This is a genomic window from Pseudomonas sp. O230 (assembly GCF_045447035.1).
Classification (GTDB): Bacteria; Pseudomonadota; Gammaproteobacteria; order Pseudomonadales; family Pseudomonadaceae; genus Aquipseudomonas.
This window is the reverse complement of record NZ_JBJGXN010000007.1, coordinates 162,914-187,427: the sequence shown is the minus strand read 5'-3', so window position 1 is coordinate 187,427 and position 24,514 is coordinate 162,914. Positions and strand designations below refer to the sequence as shown.

The 24,514-nt window shown below is 62.0% G+C and carries 21 protein-coding genes; 1 reads left to right on the top strand and 20 read right to left on the bottom strand.

Going from position 1 to position 24,514, the window contains the following annotated elements; all coding sequences use genetic code 11:
* Window positions 1-8 precede the first annotated feature (8 nt).
* A complete protein-coding gene (locus tag ACI77H_RS16755) occupies window positions 9-1,454 on the top strand; it encodes a curlin (protein ID WP_407012855.1) in 1,446 nt (481 codons plus the stop codon).
* Between the two features lie 108 nt (window positions 1,455-1,562).
* Here the strand turns inward: ACI77H_RS16755 and ACI77H_RS16750 are convergent, their stop codons facing one another.
* From ACI77H_RS16750 to mnxG, 20 genes are all read right to left on the bottom strand, one after another.
* The gene (locus tag ACI77H_RS16750) at window positions 1,563-1,892 is read right to left on the bottom strand and encodes a DUF6124 family protein (protein ID WP_407012854.1); all 330 of its coding nucleotides are present in this window, start codon (window positions 1,890-1,892) and stop codon (window positions 1,563-1,565) included.
* A 923-nt stretch (window positions 1,893-2,815) separates the two neighbouring features.
* Window positions 2,816-3,679 (bottom strand): CsgG/HfaB family protein, encoded by an 864-nt coding sequence (locus ACI77H_RS16745; protein WP_407012853.1) that lies wholly within the window; start codon window positions 3,677-3,679, stop codon window positions 2,816-2,818.
* Between the two features lie 30 nt (window positions 3,680-3,709).
* Window positions 3,710-4,144 carry a curli assembly protein CsgF gene (locus tag ACI77H_RS16740; RefSeq protein WP_407012852.1) on the bottom strand — a complete coding sequence of 145 codons (435 nt, stop codon included), beginning with the start codon at window positions 4,142-4,144 and terminating at the stop codon, window positions 3,710-3,712.
* Entirely contained in the window at window positions 4,141-4,530 is a 390-nt protein-coding gene (gene csgE, locus ACI77H_RS16735) for a curli production assembly/transport protein CsgE (protein WP_407012851.1), read from the bottom strand. Before csgE ends, ACI77H_RS16740 begins: the two co-directional genes overlap by 4 nt.
* Window positions 4,527-5,066 (bottom strand): type II secretion system protein, encoded by a 540-nt coding sequence (locus tag ACI77H_RS16730; protein ID WP_407012850.1) that lies wholly within the window; start codon window positions 5,064-5,066, stop codon window positions 4,527-4,529. The genes csgE and ACI77H_RS16730 overlap by 4 nt, the downstream gene beginning before the upstream one ends.
* Window positions 5,041-5,415 (bottom strand): type II secretion system protein, encoded by a 375-nt coding sequence (locus ACI77H_RS16725; RefSeq protein WP_150639314.1) that lies wholly within the window; start codon window positions 5,413-5,415, stop codon window positions 5,041-5,043. The genes ACI77H_RS16730 and ACI77H_RS16725 overlap by 26 nt, the downstream gene beginning before the upstream one ends.
* A gap of 4 nt (window positions 5,416-5,419) precedes the next feature.
* On the bottom strand, window positions 5,420-5,893 hold the full coding sequence (locus ACI77H_RS16720; RefSeq protein ID WP_150631465.1) for a type II secretion system protein: 474 nt from the start codon (window positions 5,891-5,893) through the stop codon (window positions 5,420-5,422).
* A 2-nt stretch (window positions 5,894-5,895) separates the two neighbouring features.
* Window positions 5,896-7,749: a secretin N-terminal domain-containing protein gene (locus ACI77H_RS16715; RefSeq protein ID WP_407012849.1), complete on the bottom strand. Its 1,854-nt coding sequence runs from the start codon at window positions 7,747-7,749 to the stop codon at window positions 5,896-5,898.
* Window positions 7,746-8,264, bottom strand: coding sequence for a hypothetical protein (locus ACI77H_RS16710; RefSeq protein ID WP_407012848.1), 519 nt, complete (start codon window positions 8,262-8,264; stop codon window positions 7,746-7,748). Before ACI77H_RS16710 ends, ACI77H_RS16715 begins: the two co-directional genes overlap by 4 nt.
* Window positions 8,264-8,812 (bottom strand): pilus assembly protein PilO, encoded by a 549-nt coding sequence (locus ACI77H_RS16705; protein ID WP_407012847.1) that lies wholly within the window; start codon window positions 8,810-8,812, stop codon window positions 8,264-8,266. Before ACI77H_RS16705 ends, ACI77H_RS16710 begins: the two co-directional genes overlap by 1 nt.
* Entirely contained in the window at window positions 8,799-9,344 is a 546-nt protein-coding gene (locus ACI77H_RS16700) for a PilN domain-containing protein (protein ID WP_407012846.1), read from the bottom strand. Before ACI77H_RS16700 ends, ACI77H_RS16705 begins: the two co-directional genes overlap by 14 nt.
* A gap of 1 nt (window position 9,345) precedes the next feature.
* Window positions 9,346-10,149, bottom strand: a complete 804-nt coding sequence (locus tag ACI77H_RS16695) for a hypothetical protein (RefSeq protein ID WP_407012845.1) — start codon at window positions 10,147-10,149, stop codon at window positions 9,346-9,348.
* The gene (locus ACI77H_RS16690) at window positions 10,130-11,836 is read right to left on the bottom strand and encodes a GspE/PulE family protein (RefSeq protein ID WP_407012844.1); all 1,707 of its coding nucleotides are present in this window, start codon (window positions 11,834-11,836) and stop codon (window positions 10,130-10,132) included. Before ACI77H_RS16690 ends, ACI77H_RS16695 begins: the two co-directional genes overlap by 20 nt.
* An 84-nt stretch (window positions 11,837-11,920) precedes the next feature.
* Window positions 11,921-12,454, bottom strand: coding sequence for a response regulator (locus ACI77H_RS16685; RefSeq protein WP_407012843.1), 534 nt, complete (start codon window positions 12,452-12,454; stop codon window positions 11,921-11,923).
* Window positions 12,455-12,676: 222 nt separating this feature from the next.
* Window positions 12,677-13,630, bottom strand: coding sequence for a peptidylprolyl isomerase (locus tag ACI77H_RS16680; protein WP_407012842.1), 954 nt, complete (start codon window positions 13,628-13,630; stop codon window positions 12,677-12,679).
* Between the two features lie 16 nt (window positions 13,631-13,646).
* The gene (locus ACI77H_RS16675) at window positions 13,647-15,197 is read right to left on the bottom strand and encodes an ABC transporter substrate-binding protein (protein ID WP_407012841.1); all 1,551 of its coding nucleotides are present in this window, start codon (window positions 15,195-15,197) and stop codon (window positions 13,647-13,649) included.
* Between the two features lie 8 nt (window positions 15,198-15,205).
* Window positions 15,206-15,826 carry an SCO family protein gene (locus ACI77H_RS16670; RefSeq protein WP_407012840.1) on the bottom strand — a complete coding sequence of 207 codons (621 nt, stop codon included), beginning with the start codon at window positions 15,824-15,826 and terminating at the stop codon, window positions 15,206-15,208.
* Window positions 15,823-16,479, bottom strand: a complete 657-nt coding sequence (locus tag ACI77H_RS16665) for an SCO family protein (protein ID WP_407012839.1) — start codon at window positions 16,477-16,479, stop codon at window positions 15,823-15,825. The genes ACI77H_RS16670 and ACI77H_RS16665 overlap by 4 nt, the downstream gene beginning before the upstream one ends.
* A gap of 13 nt (window positions 16,480-16,492) precedes the next feature.
* On the bottom strand, window positions 16,493-18,445 hold the full coding sequence (locus ACI77H_RS16660; RefSeq protein WP_407012838.1) for a cytochrome D1 domain-containing protein: 1,953 nt from the start codon (window positions 18,443-18,445) through the stop codon (window positions 16,493-16,495).
* Window positions 18,446-18,568: 123 nt separating this feature from the next.
* Complete coding sequence (mnxG, locus tag ACI77H_RS16655) at window positions 18,569-24,382, bottom strand: manganese-oxidizing multicopper oxidase MnxG (protein ID WP_407012837.1); 5,814 nt, start codon at window positions 24,380-24,382, stop codon at window positions 18,569-18,571.
* Between the last annotated feature and the right edge of the window lie 132 nt (window positions 24,383-24,514).

Genomic DNA, 24,514 nt, shown 5'->3' with positions numbered 1-24,514 from the left:
GTTTCATCATGTTCAAACTGACGCCCCTCACCGCCGCCATCCTGCTCATTGTCAGTGCCCAGGCGATGGCCGACGACAGCATTTCCAGTCAGGACCAGGTCGGTACCGCCAACATCGCCGACGTGAAACAGACCCTGGCCCCCTTCAGCACCGCCACACAGCAACAGCTCGGCCAGGGCAACGATGCGGCCGCCGTGCAAGACTCGGCCACCAGCACCATCGACCAGAACCAGGTCGGTGAATACAACGCCGGTTACGCCGAGCAATTGTTCGAAGACAACAGCACCATCACCCAGCAACAGACGGGCAGCTTTAACACCAGTCATGCCAGTCAGTCGATCGGTGTGGGCGGCGGCGAAGTGCTGCAACAACAGCAAGGCACCGGCAACTTCTCGTTCGTCTATCAGGACAGCCAGGAGGGCACTTCCGGTCAAACCTTCCAGTTCGGCGACAGCAACGAAGCCAACATCGAACAGATCCAGCTCGGCCTCGCCAATACCGCGGTGATCTTCCAGTACGGCAGCACCAACTACGCCACCGCCGAACAGATCAACCACATGGGCGGCCAGATCGACATCAACCAGACCGGCACCAACAACTATGCCTACGGCGACCAGCGCAACGGCGACGGCGGCAACCTGTCGATCAACCAGCTCGGCGACGGCAACGGCACCGAAGTCTGGCAGGACGGACAAACCGGCAGCATGGCCACCGTCGACCAGATCGGCCTGACCAACGAAACCGTGGTCGACCAAAGCTTCGGCGAAAACAACACCGCGCAGGTGTTCCAGGTCGGCAACCTCAACGCGATCTACGCCGACCAGTTCGAATCCACCGGTTCTACTATCGCGCTGTACCAGACAGGCTCGGGCAACACGCACTTCACCTACCAGACCGGCGAAGGTCATTCACTCACCGCGACCTCGGTGGGCAACGACAACAAGGTCTACGCCAGCAACTGGAAAGGCCCGCAAAAAGGTGGCCAGTTCGGCAGCAACCAACGCGCAACCATCAACCAGACCGGCAACGCCAACATCGCCAACTTCACGCAGACCGGCGCCGGCCACATCATGACCACCAACCAGACCGGCACCGGCAACAAAACCACGGTCAGCCAGGCCGACAGCTACAACGAGCTGTACTTCGACCAGAACGGCAGCGACAACATCCTCATCGCCGACCAGCGCGGCACCACCAACCTGGCCGACGGCAGCAGCAACGGTACGGGCAACAGCACCGCGTTCGACCAGTCCGGCACCGGTAACCAGGCCTATACCACCCAGTGGGGCAGCGATAACCAGATCACTTTGAAACAGGCTGACACCATGAACGTGGCGTATGTGACCCAGGGCGGCACCGGGAACATTGCCAATGTGGATCAGAGTGGCGTGACGCAGATGGCGACCATTCAACAGCTGGGTACGGATAACCGGGCAACGGTGTTGCAGCAGTAATCGCAAAAAAAAACCGCGGCCCTTGATGGGGTCGCGGTTTTTTATGGCTAACCCTTTTCTGTAGGCGCTGGCTTGCCAGCGATGAACGATAACGCGGTCGACCTGCCGCTACGCCTGCGGATCAAGGTTATCCAGCGCCCGATTCACCGCCAGATCCGCCAGCATGATCACCTGCTGGATGCCCAACAACAGACTGCGCTGCGGCCCGTCCAGAAACACCGCGAAATCACTGGCCATGACACTCGCCGACGCCAGTGACTCACAGGCGTGGGCCAACAGGCTTTCGGTGTCGATATCCGGGGCGATGAAAAACATGTTGCTGGGATTGTGGGGAGCGCAGGATTTTAGGAGGGTGGGTTTCAGGTGGAGGTTGGAAGCGGGGTTGGTGGGGTTGCCTTGAAGGTCTGATTCGGGCGGATTTGGGGTTGGTTTTGGCATGGTGAAGCTCCTTGATCAATGGAGCCGCCACACGTTGCTGCTAAACAAAGGGGTGGCGACTGTACGCGGGTTAGCAGACCAGGGATCAAGGAACCCGGCGCACCGAAGTGCCCCACGCACAGCCACCATAACGTAGACCTGCCTACGCAATATTTGCGAGGAAGGATCAGAAGGTGACACTGGCGTGCCTTGATATTGAACGAGCTGCTAAACCCGATCGCTGAATTGGCAGCGACACGGCAACGATAGAGATCAGGACCAAAGCACACAAGCCGGCGGATTCTGGCGTAGTTGTAGGCAACGGCGCAAGACGATGTAGCCGGCGACTCACACTTTGTAGGAGCTGGCTTGCCAGCGATGGGGCCATCAGATTTGCATCTGTCAATGAGGCCGCCATCGCTGGCAAGCCAGCTCCTACAGAGAATCGTGTACCGCAGAAGCTCGCGTGAGCTTTTGATTCTGATCTGCCCGCCCCTTCGGGAGGCCGAGTGGAGGTTCTGCGCAGTGGGCAACCCGGCAAGGATGCCGGGTTAGGCGCCCCCGGCCATGGATGGCTGATGGCGGCGGGCCCACGGAGCAGGACCGGACCGAGGGTACGCCGAGCCTAAGCGAGGGGCCGGACGCTGGGGCAAGCCTTTTTGGTTACTTTTGTCTGGGCCGGCATTCCGGGCGTTTGTCAAAAGTGACTCGCCGTAAGGGCGAAACCATAAGTGGCCGTTACTGCAGGAATGGATATGTACTTGGTCAACAAAATATAGGTCGGCTATCAGGCCGCCTTCGCGGGCAAGCCCGCTCCCACAGGGTTGCGGGCACATCCACGAGAACAGGTCGGCTGTCAGGCCGCCTGCGCGAGCAGGCTCGCTCCCACAGTTTTGAATCGGGTACATCTGCAAGAACCAGGTCGGCCCGAAGGCCGCCTCGCTTTACTCCTCCTCACCCTCAGGCACAACCTTGTTCTGAGTCAGATACCGATCAAGCGTCTCACTGCTCTGCGGCGAATTATCCCCCGCCACCTGCCACAAATGCCGCTCGATCCCTTGGGCCAACAGATGCCCCACCGCCGCCTCGATCGCCGACAACACACACAACTGCGCCGGTTCGTTGGTGGTGTAGCCGACCTCCGCCTCGAGCAACTTCTTGAACTCGATAAACTTGAACACCCCGGCACTGCGGCCCACGGAGTAGATGGTCTTGCTGGTCATGACATTGGCCAGCACCTGCCCGCTGCGCACATCCACCGCGCGCAGGTTCACCGTGACCTGATCCACCCGATACTCCCGGGAAATATCGATACCCAGGTAGCGTGCCCCTTCCCCGCCGCTTTTCACGTTGGTGTCATACGCAATGATCCCGCCCTCAAGCATCATGTTCGCAGCCTGCAATGGCGGCAGTTCCGCCTGAATGTTCACCGGCGTGTTGGGTTTTTTCTGCGAGGCGCGGATGATCTTGCGCTCGGTCAACAGGTTCTGCAGCCCTTCACGTTCCAGCACCACAAACCAGCCGCTGGCCTGCAACGCATCCATCAGCATGCTCGCCGCGCCTTGGGTGACGCTGGTGGAAAACGAACTGGCCGGGGTCGGTTTGTATTGCCCGGTCTGGTCGCGAAAACCGTACACCACCGCCATTAACCGGCCCTTGGGTCGCGGCATGTTGATCAAGTCGTAGTAAGTCGACGCCCTCGGTGTCAGCGTCGGGGTTTCGGTGTCCTGCTCAGCCCCGATCGGATCGCGCAGACTGCACCCTTGCAACGCCGCCAACATCAGCCCTAGCACTATTATTTTTTTCATGTCCGTCACTCCCCATCAACCCGGCTCCCGTCAAGGAGCCAGGCCGCTTACCTGAATTTCGGAGACTTCACCGGTCGCTCGGTCGGTCACGACGATGGTCAATTGTCCGGAGTCGTCGACCACGTTGACGATAAAAGCGTCGGTGGTCAGGCTCCCGGTGTTGCCCGCGGAGATGTTGTCCAGCAACTGCCCGAGCAACCGCGACTGCAACTGACTGGTGAACCGCTCCAGTGCCGAGGTACCGGCCGCGGCGGTGCGTTTTTTCAAGTCAGGATCGTCGAAGTCGTTTTGCGCCTGGGCGTTGTTGAGCAGCCAGGTCCCGTTCAACGGGTTGCCGCCAAACGATGGATTGATGGGCGTGTAGACCAGCTCGGTGGCCTGGACCAGGCCACAACTGCCGAGCCCGACCAACCAAATGCCTGCCCTTGAAAACAGGCGGCGCTGCGAGAACGTTGTTGTTTTCATAATTCGTCCCTCTCAAGGTCCGTTGTGTCCTGCAACATGGCTTCCAGCTTGCGCTGGACGATCTGCCCGCGAACCCAGTCGGCGGCGTCATAGGCCTCGTCCTTGAGCTCCACGGTGTTCGGCGGAAGAAAACGCCGGTAAACCAGACGCTGCTGATATTCCACGGTGACCAGAGCGCCCCAGCGCGCCGAAGGTCGTTCCCGCACCACCAGGTTGAAATCCATCGAGCTGGTGGCGCGCAGGCGTTCGCTGAACGAGTAGTAAAAGTCGTGGCCGATGTGCGAGATCGTGTCATCGACGATGAACCCCATCATTTCGTCTTCTTCGCCGGCCGGGGCGGCAGCCGACATCAGCATCAGGAGCGCGGCCACACAGAATCTGTTCATGGCTGCAACGCCTGAGGCAATTGCGACTGGCCCTTGGCAGGTCCCGATGTGCCATCGAGAAAGGCTTTCTCGGCGACGAACTGCCAGTCCTTGTAGCTGGCCATGCCAGTGAAGTCCGACCACTGCGTCGGGAAGTCTGCCTGTTTGAGCGGCTTGTCCGTGGAGGCGCTGTTGAGGCCGGTGATGCGTCCGTCGAAACCGCGCATCAGGCTCCATTCGCCGCCGCCAATCGGGTCCGGATACAGCTGCCGCAGGTGATGTTTGGGGCTGGGAAAACGCTCGTCCTGCAACAGGTCTTCCAGCGCTTTCGGGTATTGGGCCAAGCCTGGCGAACTGCGGTAGTAGCTGCGCAAGGCCTGAGCGTATTGCGTACCGACCCAGAGCAACTGACGCTCACGATCGCGGCGCGAAGCGGTCGACCACAACTCGCCGGCACTGGCCAGGCCCATGCCCATCAGCATGATCAGGAACAGCACGCCCAGGTAAGTGAAACCGCCCTCGTTCGAAGGCTTACCACTCGGAATAAAGGCTGCCATCACGCGCCCTCCCTGTGGCACCGCTTTTGATATCGGCGACCCCGCCCGGTACGCCATCCGGCGGCGCGACCATGACCCAGAGGTCCTTGCGTTCGGCAATCGGGTCCATCGGCGGGTTGCGCAGGTAACGCTGCTCCACCAGTTGCTCGATGGAATCGGGATAGCGCCCGGTGTCGCCGTAGTAGTGATCCAGGGCTTCGCGCATCGCCGACAGGCTCTGGCGCAGCGTGGTCTCTTTCGAGGCCTCGAGGCTGTTGAAATAGCGTGGCAAGGCGATGGTCATCAGGGTCGCGATGATTGCCATGACCACCATCAGTTCCAGCAGGGTAAAACCCTTTTCCCGACGCATAAGCTCACCACTCCCGGTAGGCGATGCCGTTAAGCCCCTTGCCGCGCGCCTGGGAGTAAACGTCAAAGACGTCTTCGCCCTCGCGCGGGTTTTGAGCCGTGCTGTCATAGGAGCGCAAGCCCCAGCCGCCGTCATCGTCACGCTTGACCGGCTTCAGCGGGTCATGGGGCACGCGGCGCAAAAAATAGAACTTGGCGCCCTTGGCGCTGCGCACATCGCGCACGCCGTCCACCAGCACCTTCAGGTTCGGTGGATAGCCGCTGCTGTTCAGCGACTTCTCGATGTAACCGGCGTCGAAGGCGCGTTTGTAAGCGTCGATGGCATCGCGAATCTGGTACAGCGCCGTGCGCAGTTCCTGCTCTTTGCCCCGGCGCACCACGGTCTCGGTCAGCGGCGCGGCCATGCCGGCCAGCAAGCCGATCAGGGCCAGCGTCACCACGACTTCGATCAAGGTAAAACCGCGTTGCGAGGCGTTCATGATCAAGGCTTCTCGATAAAAACTTGAGGGGTTGTGGCCGCCACCGGGCGGTCGATGTGCTCGTTCTGAATCGGCGCTTCCATCCGCCGGTCCGGGGCCTGAATGTGCATGCTGGTTTCGGTGCCGGTGGGGAATTCCATGTCCGACGGGCTCTGGTACGGCAGGTTGCGCACGATCCGTGGCGTGATCGACAGCACCAGTTCGGATTTGCTGACGTTGTCCTTGTTGCTGCCGAACAACCGGCCCAGGCCAGGAATGTCGCCAAGGCCCGGAATCTTGTTGCCGGTGGCGCCATGGTCGTTACGCATCAGGCCGGCGAGGATCTGGGTTTCGCCGTCATGCAGGCGCAGGGTGGTCTGGGCGTTACGGGTATCGACCTGCACCGGAATCGTGCCCTGACGGGTCGGTTCCAGCGGCGTCGCGTTACTCACTTCCAGGGCGATTTTGATCGCCACTTCGTTGTTCAGGTGCACAGTCGGCTGCACTTCCAGTTTCAGACCGACGTCCAGGTAAGTGACGCTTTCGGTGATCACCGGACCTTGGGTCGACGGCACCGACGTGGCGCTGATGATCGGCACACGCTGACCAATGTGGATGCGCGCCTGCTCGCGGTTGCTGACGCGAATCACCGGGCTGGCCAAGGTGTTGATGTCGTTGTCCTGGGCGTTGATCTTGAGCTGTGGCGATGGCGAGATGGTGATGCGGCTGGAGTCGATGCCTTTCAGTTGATTGAGAATCGTCACCGCCGAACCGTCGCCGTTGACCACGCCGAAGGTGTTCGGCCATTGCAGGCCGAGGTCTAGAATCCGTTGGGTCGCGACCTCCATCACCTCCACTTCCAGCACCACTTCAGGGTTGGACTGGTCTTGCGATTGCAGGAGTTTTTCCGCCATGCGGATCGCGTCTTCGGTGTCGCGCATGGTCAGGGTGTTGAGGCGCTCATCGACAAACACGTCGCGGGTCTTGAGCATGGTTTTGATCATGTTCAGCGCGGTATTGGCATCGATGCTGGTCAGGTAGAAGGTGCGCATCACCAACTCCTGATAATCCTTGAGCTTTTGCGGCGAGTCCGGGTAGATCAGCAAGGTGTTTTCGTTCACCACTTTCTGATGCAGCTGGTTCTGTTGCAGCAGCAGTTCCACGGCGTCTTCGATGCGCACGTCACGCACGAAGATGGTGGCTTTCATGTCCGGGCGCAGGTCCTTGTCGAAGATGAAATTCAACCCGGCGACCTGCGACAGCACCTCGAAAATGGTTTTCAGGTTGGCATCGCGAAACTCCAGGGTCACTGGCCGATCCAGGCGCGTGCGCAACTGTGGATACGGGATTACGTTGCGGCTCTGCACCAGGCGGATGTTGCTTTGCAGTTCCAGGGCGCCGTCATTTTTCGGGTCAAGTTCGAGGATCTGTTTGACCTGGCGGTCGGCCCCGTAGATGTCGCCGCGACGCAGGTCGCCACGGGCCAACTCGAGTTTTTCATCGAGGCTGCGCATGTAGTCGAGCTGGCGCATCGCATCCTGGGCACGCCGGTTGTTCGGCTCGATGGTCAGCACTCGGCTGTAGTTGACGCGTGCGGCAGCGAAGTCGCGGCGCGAACGGTCGGTGTCGGCCTCGGTCAGCAGTGCGGTAATCGCCTTGGCGTGAGCGGTGTTCAGCGCCAAGTGCAGTTCGGTATCGCGCGGGTTTTTCCGCAGCCCTTCTTCAATACGCGCAAGACCGGCCTCGTATTGCCCCTGCTCGATCAGCTCGGACGCTTCCTTGTTGGCGACCTGCGCGGAACTGCACGCGGCCAGCCCTGCACAGAGACAGACAAGGCTCATCAGCGCTCCTAACGTATTACGGCATGATCTGTTCATTGCGTGCTCCCCACAGACAAGGTCTGGGACAAATGCAAAGGCAGGTAGACGAAGCTCAGTTCCACATCGGAAATGCCCTCGATCCGCCAGGTTTCGTCGATCACATCCCCTTTGCGTACGACGTATATCTTTTCTCCGCTCTGCAAAAAAACTTGCAGGTCTGCGCGATCATCCATGCGCCCGACAAACTGGAAAGGCATCGGCGGTGCGCTGGGGACGGTCACCACCGGGGTCAGGTTGACGGGTTGTTCGGTGACGCTGGCGAGCGTCGGTGCTGCCTTCCAGCTGCGGGCGGCAAACAGGTCGCCCGCCGGGCTCAAGTCCTTGACCACGACGGTTTTGCCGGCGGCTGGCGCGTCAGGCAGCGCACCACGGGTTTTGCTGCTGGTCGCCGTGGCCACGACGGCGACGGACGCCTCGCCGTCGTCCGCCGGCATCCAGTACTCGGGCAACCAGGCCAGCGCCGCCGCTATACCGAAGAACCCTGCCCACCCCGCTACGCGCTTGGTATTCATCATGACCTCGACAGATAAAGGGTCAGGCGGATCCGCCCGGTCAGGTCGGTGTCGGCGATCTTTTTGCGCTGGAACTCCACGTCCTCCACCACCACCGCTGGCAACTGGCCGAGCAAGGCATGCAGGAAGCGCCGCAGTTGCGGGTAGCTGCCACGTACCGGCAGCAGAATCTGATAGCGCGCCAGATGGGTCTTGGGGTCGATGCCCAAGGCATATTCACCGCGCGCCAGGGTGATGTGTTCCTGGGCCGCCAACGCGTAGATCTTGTCGATGGCCACCGTGGCTTGCGGCTGCGAAGGCAGTTTGCTGCGGAAGTCGTCGAGCTGGCGTTGTGGCACCACCGGGGCGGCCACGCTGCCGTCTTCAACCCTGGCCAGGTATTCGCCGGCTTCGCGGGTCTGCTGGCTGAGCTGTTGCAGTGACTGCCAGTCCGGCATCAGGCCCGCCAGGCCATAGACCGACGCCAGCGCCAGCAGCGCCAACCCTGCCAGACCGGGAACGCCAAGGCCTTGCAGGTATTCGTGGACGATCAATCTAGGGATTTGCATCGCCAATCTCCCAGGTAGCCGAAAGGTTGAACTGCACCGGGTGTTCCGGCACGTTGGCGACGATTTCGTGACTTAGCAGTGACACGTCGGACAGCTCGTCGCTGGCCTCGAGGTTGCGGTGGAAGTCGAGCATGGCGTCGAGGTCTTTCGCCTCGGCGCTGATCCGCACCTGGCCTTTGCGCGCATCGGGAGTCAGGGTCAGCAAGGCGATGTTGTCGCGAGGCATGGCTTCGAGCATGGCGAACAAGCTTTCCCAAGGCCGGCGCAGTTGCTGCGAGACCTTGCGCATCTCGGCGAGGTTTTGTGCCTGCTCGCGGATTTGCGCCGGGGTCAGGCTGACCTTGCCACCGGTGTCGCCGGTAAGGACGCGCTGGGCGGTTTGCAGATGGCCCTGTTGTTGCGCGGTCTGCTCGCTGAGGTGCTGCTGAACCAGCGCGCCACTCAGGGTCAACACCACGCCTGCAGCGAGCAGGCTCCAGCCCAGGGGACCCGAGCGGCGGCGCGGCTGAAAGTCGAGCATCAAGGCGCGCATCTCAGGCCACCGCCCGGGACATCACGTACAAGGCATCGCGTACGGTTGTCCGGTCTTCTTCAAGAGTGCGCAAGTGCACACCGGGAATGTCGGGCTGCACGTCGATACGCGCGGGCGCATGCAGGTAAACGTTCAGGGGCCGCTCACTGGTGGAGGCCTGCAATTGGCTTTCACGACCGATCAACGCGGTCAGTGCGGCGTCGCTGTCGCTGCTGCCCACCGAACGCACCGAAGTCCAACGGCCTTCCCGCGCCAGCAGCAACACGCTGCGCACCGGCTCGGCGACCACGAACAGGAAGTCGCCGGCATCGAGGCTTTTATCGAAGTGGTTGAACGCCGCCATCAGGTACGGTTGCACCGAACGCAGGCGCACGCTACGGGCGCTGACCAGGGTGCGCAGACGCGTCAGCAAATCCTCTGGCAATGCGCTGGCGATCCGGTCGTAGCCCGCCGGTTCCGCCGAGAGCACCAGGCGCCAGGGTTGCGTCGGCACGCCATAAAGGTCTTCGAAGCAGAGCTGGGCAAACCCGAGCAACTCGTCAGGGCTGCTGATCTGTTCGCTCCAGGGCACCAGGCAGAAGCGGCTGAAGTGCCCGGAAATCACCACGCTCAACTCGGCACCGGCACGGGTGTGGTCGGCGAGCAAGCGGTCGAGGGTGTCCAGCGCCACCGTCCAGGCATGGAAGCCTTCGTCGATAAACCCGACGCTGCCCAGCCACAGGGTGTCGCTGCCACGGCGCTGGCCGAGGCCGACACCACTGGCGCCGAGCACGGCGATAAAACGATCACGAGACAAAAGTGACACGATTGATCTCCTCGAGCGTGGTCCGCCCTTCCTGAACCAGTTCCAGTGCCGACTCGCGCAGCAGGCGCAAGCCACGTTTGCACGCATGGGCCTTGATTTTCGAAATCGGTTGGCGCTCGACAATCATCTGCCGCAGCTCGTCGTCCAGGTGCAGCAGTTCGGCGATCGCCGTGCGTCCGCGATAACCGGTGCCACGGCAATGCCCGCAGCCCTTGCCGTGCACGAAATGGAAGTGATCGACGTTGTGTGGATCGAGCCCCGAAGCGCGCAGTTCATCGTCGCTCGGGTTGCTCGGTGCGCTGCAACTGGTGCAGACCAGACGGATCAAGCGCTGTGCCAGTACGGCATTGAGCGCCGAGACGAGGCTGTAGGGGTCGATTTCCATCTGGGTGAAACGGCCGATCACGTCGAACACGTTATTGGCGTGGATCGTGGTAAACACCAGGTGCCCGGTGAGCGCCGATTGCACGGCGATCTGCGCGGTGTCGGGGTCACGGATTTCACCGACCATGATCTTGTCCGGATCATGACGCAGGATCGAGCGCAGGCCGCGAGCGAAGGTCAGGCCTTTTTTCTCGTTGACCGGGATTTGCAGCACGCCCGGCAACTGATATTCCACCGGGTCTTCAATGGTGATGATCTTGTCCACGCCGTGGTTGATCTCGGTGATCATCGCGTACAGCGTGGTGGTCTTGCCGCTGCCGGTGGGGCCGGTCACCAGCACCATGCCGTAGGGTTCTGCGGCCAGCCGGCGCAGTTGACGCAGGGTTTCATCTTCAAAGCCCAGGGCCTGTAACTGCACGCCGCAGACCTTGTCTGCGAGGTCCTGTTTGTCGAGCACCCGCAGCACCGCGTCTTCACCAAAAATGCTCGGCATGATCGAGACCCGGAAGTCGATCTGCCGGCCACTGATACCGATCTTGAAGCGTCCGTCCTGGGGCACGCGTTTCTCGCCGATGTCCAGTTCGGCCATGACCTTGACCCGGGAAATCACCTGTTCGGCGAACTCGCTGCCCTGGATCTTGCTGATGTTGTTGAGCACGCCGTCGATGCGGTATTTGATCACCAGGCCACTGCCGGTGGTCCCCAAATGGATGTCACTGGCGTGCATTTTCAAGGCGTCGTACAGGGTCGAGTTGACCAGTTTGACGACGACGCTGGCGTCTTCGCTGATGCTGGTCAGGGACAGACTTTGCAGGGTGTCGATTTCGATGTTGGCGTCGGCCTGGGCGTTGAGCGATTCCACCGCGTGGAAGCTTTCTTCGTGACGTGCCAGATAGGCTTTCAGGTCGTCGGCATGCACCAGATACAGCGGCGCACCGTGCAGGCAGTCATCGATCCAGGCCAGGCGCGACGTATCGAAGGGGTCGGCAAATACACCGATAACCGTCTCGTCGTGGCGCAGCAGGATGAATTCGCGCTTGAGGCATTGGGCCAGGGTGACCCGGTCGAACACCGGGGTGGATTTGAACAGGCTGTCGGTGTCGAGCACCGGATAATGCAGGGTCGCGCCGAGGCACTGGATGAAGGGCATGGGGGCCAGTTCGCACAACACCCCGAGGGCTTCGAGCATCCGTTCGCCGGAACTGGCGGCCAGTGATCGGGCCTGGGTCAATTGTTCGCTGGTAAAACGAGACGGTACACATTCCAACTGCGCCGGTTCGACGGCAAGGGATAGACGGTCCATGGCTTGCTCTCCAACGCCGGGGGCTTTGAGCCCTGTCGACGCGGCGAGCAATTACGGCGGTTACCGGAACGGCTTGTCGCGCCACTACTCCCCGGTGAGCAATTGTTCGTCGTCCGGTGCCCTGGAGGTCGATGAACTTCGTCGACGATCCGCCAGCACCCAACTGCCGTCGTACAACTGCAGCGGGAAACTCTCGATCCTGCTCTGGCGTCGTTCGACAAAACCTTCGGCGTTGTTCATGCCTGCTTTGGGTTCGCGCTCCATCCCCAGAAGGTCACAGATTGCACGGGCCAGTTCCGCCATTGGAAACGGTTTGAACAGGATATGGCTGACTCCCAGTTGCCGGGCCCGCTCACAGACTTCAGCGGTGGGGTGCCCGGTAATCAGCACAAAATGACAGGTCCTGTTCTGGCGGACGGCATCGAGCACCTCAAAGCCTTCCATATCGGGCAAGCGGTAATCGAACACCATCACATCGGGTGCAAACTGTTCGGCTTCGCCGATACCCGCCGCACCGTCATGTGCAATCCGAACGTCCAGTTCTTGCGCCTGAAGGTAATCCTTGAGGTTTTGTGCAAGAAGCTGTTCGTCTTCGACAACCAGTACTTTGTTTAACAAGGTGGACTCCTTGAAACCGCAGGTCCGATTTCCGGACCTGGCAGAGTGCGCGCCTTACTGAGGCTAACGCACACTTCATGCCAGGCTGAGCGCTGGGTGTTTGACCACAGCATGCAATTGATTTTCATAGAAAAAACTTTTCGAACGGGTACCCCGCCCCCCAAAGGCGGGGACGCACACGAATCTGCCCTGAAGCTTTTCCCCATTATTGGGGGGGAACCTTCAATCGTCGTCAATACGTTCGATTCGGTTGCGCGATCGCAGTTGCGCCAGAACCTGCAGGCGAACTTCAGCCTGTTGCTGTCGGGCAAGGTACGCCCTGACCATTTCAAGCCCCTGCAGTTCTGTGACATCGGTCGCCTCCAAGTGGTTCTGCACCTGAATCAAGTGCCAGCCCAGCGGTGTCCGCACCGGCTCGCTGAGCGCACCCGGTGCCAAGGCAAAGGCTGCCGCGTCGAATTCAGGCAGCATGCGCCCACGTGGAAAATAGCCCAGATCTCCGCCCTCGCTATCGGAAGCATCTTCGGAACCGGTCCTGGCCACGCTGGCAAAGTCCGCGCCCTGGCTGATTTTCACCTGCATCTCTACTAAGCGTAGTCGTACCGCCTCGACTGTGGCGGCATCGGCAGCCTGAGGCACTTTGATCAGAATATGCCGCGCCTGCACCTCCTCCGGCCGGCGCATCTCGCTGCGGTGTTCTTCGTAGAAGGCGCGGACCTGTTTTTCGTCCGGCTCAGCGGCCTTGGTCAACTCGGCGAACACCTGTTGCGCCGCTAACTCCCGACGGGTGTACTCGGCAAAGCCGGCCTCGTCGAAACCGGCGTCTTCCAGGCGGCGGGCGAACTTCTCGGCACCGCCGATGGCTTGCCGGGTCTGTGCAACCTGGCTTTGCACGGTCGCGTCGCTGATCACCACCCCGCGTTTTAGCGCTTCCTGCCACAGCAACTCACGGTCGATCAACGCATCCAGCGCTTTCTGGCGCAGTTGCTTGTACGCTTTGGGGTTGCGAATGCTGCCCAGCGCCCGGCCCTGATCTTCCAGGTACTCGGCAAAATAGCGTTCGAGGCGGAATTCGGAAATCTCTTCACCATTGACCCGCGCAGCGACCGGGCCGTTACTGCCGAACGCCACGGGCAACCACATCGTCAGCAGGATCAGCAGAGTCTTGAGTTTCATGATTCGAGGCCTCCGGTCAAGGTGTCGCGTTAATGGGCTTGTAAGGGGCGACCAGGTAGAAGCGCTGGTCGGGCAAGTCCACGGTGACGATATGCGCGCCGCTCAAGCCCTGCCGCCGGCCCGGGCCGAAGCTGATCAGCGGGGTCAGCCCGGTATCGAAGTCATGCAGGCCTTCCAGCGCATTGATCAGCCTTTCGCGGCTGGCATCCCGCCCGGCCTGTTTCATGCCTTCGCTGAGCAGCAGCATCGAACTGAACGCGCCGACTTGCAGCATCGCGTGCTGGCCACCGAGCCCCTGTTGTGCGCGCAGTTTGGTCAAGGCCTGGCGTCCGGCCAGGGTCCAGTCGCTGGGCACGAACGGATAGGACAAGAACACCCGCCGGGAAAAACCGCTGGGCACTTGCAAAAGGTCGCCCGCCACCTGATTCGACATGGCGAACAGATAAGGAACCTGCCCCGCCGTCTGCAACCGCTCGGCGAGCAGGCTGAAATCGCCACCGCAGCCCAGGTAAAACACTGAGCGCGAGCCCAGCGGCAGTTGCTCCTGTGCCAGGTCGTAGGCTTTCAGGCTGACATTTTTCCAGGCGTGATCTTGCAGATACTGGCTGAGGGTCTGCGCCGCCAGTCGCTGACCGGGATCGTCAGTGTAGGTAATCAGGGTCGGGCCCTGGAGTACGCGCAAACTCCCGGAGGCGTAATCGGCCAAGGCGATCAGTTGCTCGCGCACCCCCGGCATCGGCTCAAAAATCTGTCGACTGCTCTGCGCCGTGCCCTGCAACGAGAGCGGGCCGATCAGCGGAATACCCGCCTGCTCCAGACGCGAAACCAGTTGCGTGTCGAGGGCCGGCGCCAGCGGCGCGATCAGGGCGAACACTTGTTCCTGCTCGATCAACCGGTCCAGGGCCTGCTCGGCGCTGATGCGGTCCGGGCCCGGATCGAGGATCGTCAGGCGCAACTGCCGGCCATGAATGCCGCCTGCCTCGTTAATCCGCGCCACGCTGCCTTTGAGCACTGCCGCCACGGTGGCGCCCTCCTCGGCCAGCGGTCCCTGAGTGGGTAACAAGGTGCCCAGGTGCAGGCTGTCCGGCGTCAGGCCGGGATCGCGGTCATCGGCCAGGCGTTTGAGGTAGGCCGTGAGGTTGCGCTGATCATTCATCGACAGCACGAACCGCGGCATCGCCGGATCGAGGCGATTGTTGCCGGGGTCGCGACCTTCCTGAATCGCCCGCGCCAATGTGCCTTCGGTGTAGGCCGGGTAATTGCGCCCATTGATTTGCTGCTGGCCGTAGGTGCTGGAGAGCCTCGACCACGTCAGGTCCGGCGGGCGCACCCCGCCCTCCGGCCGGCCGAGACCATCGGCGCCGTGGCAGTTGGCACACGGCAGGCTGGTGGCCGGCAGCATCATATCCGCTGCCCCGACCCGCGCCATGAGCGCTTCACCGCTGCCGGACAGACCTTCGCGGTACAAGCGTTTGCCGGCACTCTCGCTCGGATTCAGGGGCAACGCATCGGCGACACAATGAATGCCGCCGATCATTAGCAGGCCGAGGATCAGGGGCAGTTTCATAGCGCGGCTCAACGATCGGCCACAGGCATTGTCAGCAACTGCAAGCGCTGGGCAATGGCGGCGGCCGGGGCATCGGGACGGATTTTGCTCCAGCGTTTGTTGGCCACGTCACCGACAATCAGCTGCGTTGAATGTTGCTCGGGGGTCGGCACGATCTGGCCGATGCGGCCGAGTACAAGGTCCATTTGCGCCTTGTCGCCGGTGAGAAAAAGCCAGTGGGGGCCATCGACGCCCTGCTTCAAGGTGTAAGCCTTGAGTACCGCCGGGGTGTCCCGCAGCGGATCACTGGTAAGGGAGATGAATGTGATGCCGTCCGCCTTGTCGCCCAGCAACTCACGCACTTCCTTGAGTTTGCGGGTGATCAGCGGGCAGGCATCGTTGCAACGGGTGAAAATCACGTTCAGCAGCACCACGCGGTTTTGTAGTGCGTCGCTGTAGAAGCGCAGGGTTTCGCCGTTCTGGTCCTGCAACGGTGTGTCGGTGAACCAGGTTTTCGCGTCGCGCGTACCACTCGCCGGTGGTGCCGCCGCCTGCGCCGGAGCGGGTTCTTCGTGCCCTTCATGAGCGAAGGCCATCGAGCTGAAAATCCAGAAACACAGGCTCAGGGCAATCCAGTCGACAGTTCTCATGGCTGCTGCTCCATGGCGATGGCGGTGTGTTTGGCGTGGGCATTGCGTTGGCCGCTGAGTTTTTCCACTTCACGGGTCAGCACGGCCGGATCGGTGAAGCCGTAATAGCGCATCCAGTGGCGACTGTTGCCGTCGCCGACGAGGATCAGCGGCTGATGATTTTTGAAGTCACCGCTAAACGAGCCTAGGCCTTTGAGGGTGGCGTTGATCGACTGCGAACTGCCGGTCAGCCAGCTCCAGCCCGGACCATTCTGGAAGCTGCGCGCGTAGTCGTTCAGGCGTTGCGCGTCATCGCGCTGCGGGTCGATGCTGATCGATACCAACTGCACCTCGGTGCCCACCCGCGCGCCCAGCTGTTTCTGCACTTTGCCCATGATCGACGACACCACCGGGCACACCGTGGTGCAACTGGTGTAGATGAAGCTCATGACCACGATTTTATTGGTCACCAGATCATTTTCCAGACGCACCGGTTTGCCGTTCTGGTCCACCAGCGCGACGTCGGCGAACGTGACCTGGGCGCTTTCCGAGCGGGCGCTTTTGGCCGGCATCTCATGCCCGGCGTGTTCATCCGCCGAGTGCGCCAGGGCTTGCCCGATGCCGACGGCCAACAGGCAGAGCGTCAGCAGTCCACGGTGTGCGAATCGGTTCATGTCGATTTCCTCTTCAACGGGCATCGCCGGGCAGGACCCGTACGCTGGCAAAGGTCTTGTCATCGAAATTCGCGCCAAGGGACGCCGCACGCACGTGCAGGTACCAGGCGCCGTTCTGGTCGAGCGTCACAGGGGCTTCGTAAATTCCGTTACCGACCTCAAGGGCCGCGACTGCTTGCGCTCGAGACGTCGGCGCGCGGAAGTAGCGCACTTGAACGTCCTTGACGCCGCTGCGTTGGGTTTTCTGTTGGCCCTGAACGATGCGAAAGCGCACGGTGTACGGACTGCCGAGGGCGGCGGTGGTTTTGTCGAGCATGAACTCGACTTTCGGTACGCCGGGGTGCCGGGCAAGGCTGGTATCCGGCTCAACCAGCGTCGTGAAGCAATGGATGATGTTTGGCTGATTGAGCAGGAACGCCACGTCGAAACGCCCTGCCGGCGGCAGTTTGATCCGCGCGCTGTACAGCCCCGGCTCGACTTCGCGCAGGCTGCGGTCGATGACCAGCGCCGCCCGCGCCACTTGCCCGCGATTGGGGTAACCGGACATCGGCGCGTTCATGCCTTCGGCGTAGAAATAGGTGGTGTTATCCACCGGATTAACCACGAACACCGCGTTGTCGTCCCGCGACACCGCGAGGCTCGAGGCCAGCGGCAAATCACCGGCCAGGCGTGGCGCCTGCGGCCCGGCTTCGAAGCCCTGGCTGATCGGTGTGCGGCCCTCACCGAGAGACGACAGGTTGATCATCGTGACTTTGGCCGAAGCCAGCCCGCGCACGTAGGCGTAAGCCTTGGTGAACACCACTTGGTAAGGTTCGGCGGACACGTCCAGCTCATGGACCAGTGAATCGGTGGCGGCGTCGATCACCGCCACCTGGTTTTCCAGGGTATTGAGGACGATGCCGAATCGTCCATCGGCGCTGAAACCCATCGGGCCCAGCCCTTGTTTCATCTTGATGACCCGACGCACGTCGAGGCTGGCGGTATCGACCACGGTCACCGTGCCGTCCTTGCCGTCGGCGACATACACCGCCTGGGACAGCGGCGAGTACGCCACCGATAACGGGCGCGTGCCGGTCTTGAGTTGTTTGCTGAGGGTCAGGCTGGCGATGTCGATGATGCTCAGCGTGCCGTCGTCGCGGTTGGTGACGAAGGCAAACCGGCTGTCCTTGCTGAAGGCGATTTCGTGATGCCCGGCGCCGGTGGCCAGGTGTTTGAGCGGCTTCAGGCTTTGGCTGTCGATCACCGTGACTCCGGACGCTTCGGCCTTCGGTGCATTGTTGCCGACCCACAGCAGGCGCTCGTCCGGTTGCAACGCTACGCGCACCGGATGGCTGCCGGCGGCTACCGAATCGATCAACTTGAATTGCTCGCTGTCGATCACCGCCACTTCGCCGGCGGTGGGCATGGAGATGAACACGCGTTTATTGTTCTTTGGCGTGACCCAATCCATCGGTGGCTGTTTGAGGTCGATGCGGGCCATGGTGCTGGTGATGCCGCCCACCGAGACCGAGGGGTCGACCACAGTGACGCTGGCATCGCGGTTCATCACCAGCAGGAAGTAGCTGTTGAGGTCGAGCAGCGGACGTGCGCCGATGCTCGATTTCAGGAACACCCCGACCCGGGATTTGCAGCTCCGTTCACGGCCCTGGGCCTGGTCGGCGGCAACCGCTTCGGGGTCCAGCCAGGCACCGGGATTGACCCCGGAAAGGGGTTGGCCCGACGTGCTGTCACTGACCCGGAAAAGCACGTCGGCAAACTCGCCTTCGCGCAACACGCCATCCTCGCCCAATGGCCGCACTTGCAGCGCTACGGACACGCCGTCACGCTCCAGCGTCTGCCCGCTCCAGGTGTCCGGCAGCGCCACCTCGCTGAGCATGTCCGGCGGCGTCGTGCGCCAGACACCCAGCCAGATCAGCGCCACGCCGACAACCAGCGCACAACCGGCAATTCCAGTGGTCCTGTTCATGTCGCCCTCTCCCCTTACAGATCTGCGCCTGTCTTGCGGCCGCCATCGCTGGCAAGCCGGTTCCTACAGTTGGGCGGTGTGAGCCCGCTTCTACGGGGGGGTGTCATTCACCCCCGTTTCTGACTACGGTGCCGGCGCCGGTTCGGGTTCGTTGGTCACTCGCAACAGTCCCCAGAGCCCGGCTGTATTGCCGTACGCGGCGTAATCGCGGAACAGGTAATCGCCCGGTATCGCGTTGCTGCCCCCGGCGCTCGGGTGCATGAAGCTGAAGTGCGCCGCCGGCAGGATGCTTTCGTGGGCGCCGATGTACATCGACATCGGGTTGTAGCCGAACCGCACCGACCCCACGCCAGGTGTCATCATCGGATAGCCGCCGGTATCGCTCTTCTCCGACTGGAACGGGTTGACCGACCAGACATGCCCGTCGAGCTGAAAGGTCGTGCCACGGCTGCCACCGGTGGGCATCAGGATGTGTGTGCGGAACGGTTGCCCCGGTTTCACATACAGCACCGGCGTCTGCGGATCGCCGCCCACCAGCGCATTGCTGTAGGCCATGTGCGCGTTGGGCACGTCACCATAACCATGGCCGTCGGCGTGACCGAACGGCGCATCCGGTGGCAGGCCGAAGCGGAACCACATCGGCTCGGTCTTGTAGTTGATGGCCATGCTGGAATTGTCCTGCGGATCGGTCGGTACCCCGGCCTCCGAGGCAATGCCTTCCACCGGACGCCCATTGGCCCAGCGCATATTCAAAGCCTTCTGCCAGACCATCGCAAAGTCGCGGTAGCTGGTCTGTGCGGGCGCAGTGACGGTCGCGTTCACCTTGCGCGCATCCTCAACCCAGGTGGCGCCGATCGGCAGGACGCTCATTGCACCGCCCAGGCCTTTTTGCGGCTGCTTGATCACATCTGCCGGGGTGATATTCAACCCGCCAAATTCCACTGCCGTAGCGTTGATGTTGTCGACACTGCGACCCAGTTGCGTGATCGGCTTGCCTTCACGTTCCAGGTGCCCGGCGTAGTACTGATAGGTACGCGTCGGGTACGCACCCACAGTGCCGACGCGTGGTGGCACGGTCTGGATCGGGTTGGTGCCGACGTTGGTGCCGTCGGATTTGGTGATGTCGTACGCCAACAGCTGCGCGTGCAGACCGACATGGCTGGACGGCCGCATCAGGTTATTGCTGAAGGTAGTAGAGCCTTCGCCATTGTTGCGGTCACGCTTGACCATGCCCATCACCGACGCCGTCTGGGTCAGGTCCGGCATAACCAGGGGCAGACGGTTTTCCAGAGTGATGTTGATGCAGTCCCCTGCTGTCGCGCGCAGCACCAGCGGTTCGACCGGCACACCGGGTTTGAGCTTTCCGGTAATCGGGTCAAGGTCGCCCTTGCGCACATAGAGGATTGACGTCGGGTCATGCAACGGCCCGCTTTGCCCGCCGATGGTGAAGGTTGTTCCGTCTTCGGGGTCGTTCACTGTCACCTGAGGAATGCTCACTGGGCGTGAGTTGAACACCAGGGTGCCGCCTGCCGGGTTCAACGCCCCGCCGACGTGTTGAGCGAGCCCGGCCGGATCGCCGATGGTCAGGCCCAGCGGGTTGCCGAGAATATCGTTCGCCAGCGCCGCGACCACTTCATAGTTGCGTTGCACGGTTGGCCGGGTGCCGATGCCGTTGGGGTTGGCGCTGTACCGTGGGCAGGAACCGTCGAACGCCACGGTGTTGCGCATACCCGCCGGTTTCGGGTTGTTGGGCAGCGCGAACAGATCGTTGCGCTGGGCCGTGTAGTTGCGCATCACACCCCAGATCCCGCTCCAGTAGCCTTCGATCGACGCGTCCATCGAGTACAGGTAGTCCCCGGTGGTCGCCGCCGAGCTGGAGAGCATCGACACTGGCGCAATGAAGCCCATCTGCTCGGAGATCCCGATCATCTGCGACGCGCGCCAGCCGGAGTTGGAGCTGTTGCCGAATCCCGAGCCGCTTTGCAGCCACTTCACGCCGTGCAGGGTCACGTTGTGCTCTTCTTCGTGACCGCCGGCATGCACCCGCAGCCGCACGTTGTCACCGGTGTAGGTGCGCAACATCGGCGTGAACGGGTCGCCCGGCTCCGCGCCGCCGCGGTTGATGTGCGGTGGGAACTGAGTGGTGCCGCCGGTCGGGCCGGTGGCAGCGGTAATGAGGTTCGGAGCCAGGTTCATCGCCGGGATCGCACGGTCGGTGCGGCTTTGCATGGCATACGCGAGGTCGCCACCGAGGCCGTCAGCCTGCATTCCGCGCTTGCCGTCCGGGCCGACCTTGTTCGGGTCATACACTCGCAGGGCCAGTGGTTCGTTGCGGTAATTGACCACGAACATGCCTGGGTCATCGACCGAGATGGCTTGTGGGCAAGGCCGGCTTGGACAGCCCGGCATCAAGCCACCACGGGCTTCGACCACCTGCTCAAGCAGTGTCTCGGCTTCCTTGCGCACCGGCGGGTTGATGGCGTAGCGGAAGCTGTCGGCAGTGGCCGGAAAGGCTTGCGCGTCAGGTATACCGTTAGGCCCGGCGCCCACATACACACCGGCTTCATAGGCGTGCTGGAAGTCGCTGTATTCGAGGAAAAACTCGCGGAAGCTGTCGTTCTTGCCGTCACCGTCCAGGTCACCGGTGGACACCACGGCCTGCCACGAAGTCGGCCCACCGTCCTGCCGCGCGCCGCTGTACAACGGCTCGCCGGTTTCGGCGTGGAACCAGGTGGAACCGGCCGGTTCAGCCAGTACGGTGGCGTACAGACCAATCTGTTGGTGAGTCGATGGGCCGAGGTGGTCGTGGGTGAAAATGGTCCCCAGGCCACGGTCGACGCCTTTGGCGTTCACCACCGGATCGACAAACCAGCGCTGCATCGCCGTGCGCGCGCCGACCCAGTCGGCCCGGCCGAACTGACCGAAGTACGGGTGATTTTTAGCCTTCGGACAAGCAGGTGTGCCCTCACGCGGGTCGCTGCCCGTGCATTGGTTGAACTCGCGAATGGCGTGGATGCGCTCCTGCACCGCACCGGGCGAAAGTACGCCGTCTTCGTAGTTCCAGCCGTTGGCCGAACCGTCCGCCGCCGTCAGGTCCCACTTCGGCAAGTGAATGTGCTGGCCGATCACGTCGGTCGGCGTGCGCACTTGATAGTCGTCCATCTCATAGATGGCCGGCACCAGGTTGGTTTGCTGGTATTGCACGCAGTCGAAGGTGTTCATGCGCATCACCAAAGGCTCTGGCGGACGCTGCTTGGTGATCACCGGCCAGGCGTCTTCCCACAGCGCCAGGATGCGTGCTTGCGGGAAGTGGTAGCCGACCTTGTTGTACACCGCGTCGAACTGGATGTTCGCCGCTTTGTAGACCCGTGGCCGGTCAGCCGTGAAGGTCGAAGACCCGCTGAACGACATGCCGTCGAGCCGTTCGCCACTGGCAAACTCGCCCATGCCGGCGCTGCTGGTCAGGCGTTTTTGCCGGTCATCCATGCACGGTTCGTAGTAAGGCGCGCCGGCGGTTGGCAACGCGCCGTTGGTGCGGAAGTTGCGCGCGACGATTTGATTGCCAGGCAAAACGGCAAAGCTAGGGTGGTCCTTTTGGGCGTGGAATTTCATGGCCGCCTGTTCGACTTCAGTGCCTTCTTCGGGCATGTAAATCGGCTTGGCGCGGGTCACTTCCTTGGAGAAATCCAGGGAAGTGGTCACGGTGTGCGCCACGCCACCGGCAGAGAATCCATCGAGGGAATGACGCCCCAGACCACCATCCCAACCACCGGACTGCGCCGGGTCGAGGTTGGCCCACAAGGCGTTGCCGCTGCCTTTCAAGGCCTGCGCCTTGGCGGCGTCGAGCATGTCCAGCGGTGGGGTCGGTGGACGTTGGCCAACCGAACTTTCCATGCCGCCGATCCAGAACGGATAGCCGGGGTTTTTCAGGCTGCCGTCGGCGTTGCGGTTGGCTTCACTGCGATCCACCAGCGCCAGGGAGCCGATGGCCTGCGGGCCAGCGTTGCCGCCATGGTGTTCACCGTCGTCGTCATCATTGCCAGCCACCAGGGTCTCACCGATTTTCGGCACCACTGCGACTTTGCCCGGCATCGGCGCCATGGCTTTGCCCGGCAGCGGCACTACCGCTGGAATCGGCGTACCGGCAATGATCTCGCCATCGGGCAAGGCCCGGGCACCCGCGGCCGGTTTGCCGCTGCGCAGTGCGTAAGGCTCGCGGTGATAACCGTCGGCGCCTTGCTGGGACACTTCCAGTTTGGTGCCTTCTTCAAATACATCGTGCACCCGCCACATGCTCCACATGCCCTGGGCGAAGTGCGGATAGAAGTGGCAGTGATAGATCGCGTCACCGGCGACGCGATTGCGGTTGCCCGAACCGCCGTTGGCGATTTCATAGGTGTAGCCGGCACCCGGACCGATGCCTTGGGCGTCCACGTAGTCGGAGTTGTCGTCGTTGGGATTGAACAACCACTGGTGCCCGTGCAGGTGGAAGATATGCTGCTCGTGGCCGTTGTGGGTGTTGCGGAATTTGACGAAGTCGCCGATGTAACTGTGGTTGACGTTGGACGGCTCGGACGGATACAGCGCCATGGTCGCCTTGACCCCGACCTGATCGGCGCGCGGCGTTTCACCGGGGCGGATGTTTTCCAGACCGGCGTTGGCCGGCACGTCCACCAGCATCGCCACGTCGCCGACGGTGTGCGAACTGAGGAAGAATTCTTCATAGGCGCAGGACAGGCAATCGTGCATCGGCCCGACGCCCAATCGGTTGGCCACCACCTCGGCGCCCATGCCGCCGGAGCCGTAGTTGATCATGAACGAGTCGCGAGTCGGCTCCAGCACGTGGGCCATGACCGGGTCTGCCCAATAGGCAGGGAATGCCTGGGTTGCGGCGGTTTCATCCTGGAATTGCGAAGCGAAATCGCGGAACGGTTCCAGCCGGTTGGGCAACGCCGGGTTGCGTTTGCCGATGGCCTCCAACGGATAGGTCGACGGCGGGAAGCTGCCGTCGGCGTTGCTGCCCATGACGATCGCATCGCTCTCGCTGGAAATGATTTCGTTGCCGTCGACCATGTTGATGATCGGCGTGCCGGCCTTGCCTTCACGAATCCACGGTTCACGCTGCGGGTAGCGCGCCTGGTAATCGACAATCGGCTGACCGGTCGGCGTGCGGCCGCTGCTGGCCAGGCGCATTTCTTCTTCGGTCACGGTGTTGCGATAGGCGCGGCCACCCTTGGGCACCACCACCACTTCGCCAAACAGGCCGTTGGCGACGTTGCCCGCATCGCCTTCACCGCCGAACGTTGCACCGCGACTGCTGGCAGCGAACGCCCCTTCGCGCTCGGCGTACAAGGTGTAGGAACGAGTCGCGCCGGGGGCGACCAGCGTATTGGGGTTACGCCCGGTGTAGGCGGAAATGTCGTCAATGCTGTTGACCGCTTGCAAGCCGTTGACCTGGAAGCCGACATGACGATCCGTGACTTGCTCGTCGACCTTGAAGTTTGCGGCTTCGCCGATTTGGACTTCGCCCTCGATCCCCCCCGCTTCTTCCCCGCCACTGTCGTGGCTGCCGGGGTTGGCTTGATAGGCCAGCAAGTTCTGCAAATTGATGGTCAGGCAATCACCGGCCGCTACGCGCAACACCAAAGGACGCGGACGCTTGTCGGGCCGCAGCGAAACCTTGCCCGGCACCGCCGCGCCACCGTGGGCCAGGGACATGTCATGGTCATCGACCACGTCACGCCGCAGGGCGAACATCATGCCATTGGCGTTCTGCGCGCCGAGGCGATTGAACATCAGCGGCTGATCCAGCGCCACGACGTTCGCCACCAGATTGCGCTCGCAGCGCACCGCCGCTTCGGCCAGCTCGAAGCCGAACAGCGGCGCGATAAACAGCAGCAAGTTAACCAAGTGATGAGCGTGGGGTATGCCGGTCATGATCGCGGGCCTCGCTGTGGGTGCTCACAGGGAATGATTCTCGACAAATCCCCTTGAGCAATCCGCATGCCATAAATATTGTTGTTGTTTTTCAGGTGGTTACATAAACGACTTGATAAGTCGGGGGATATT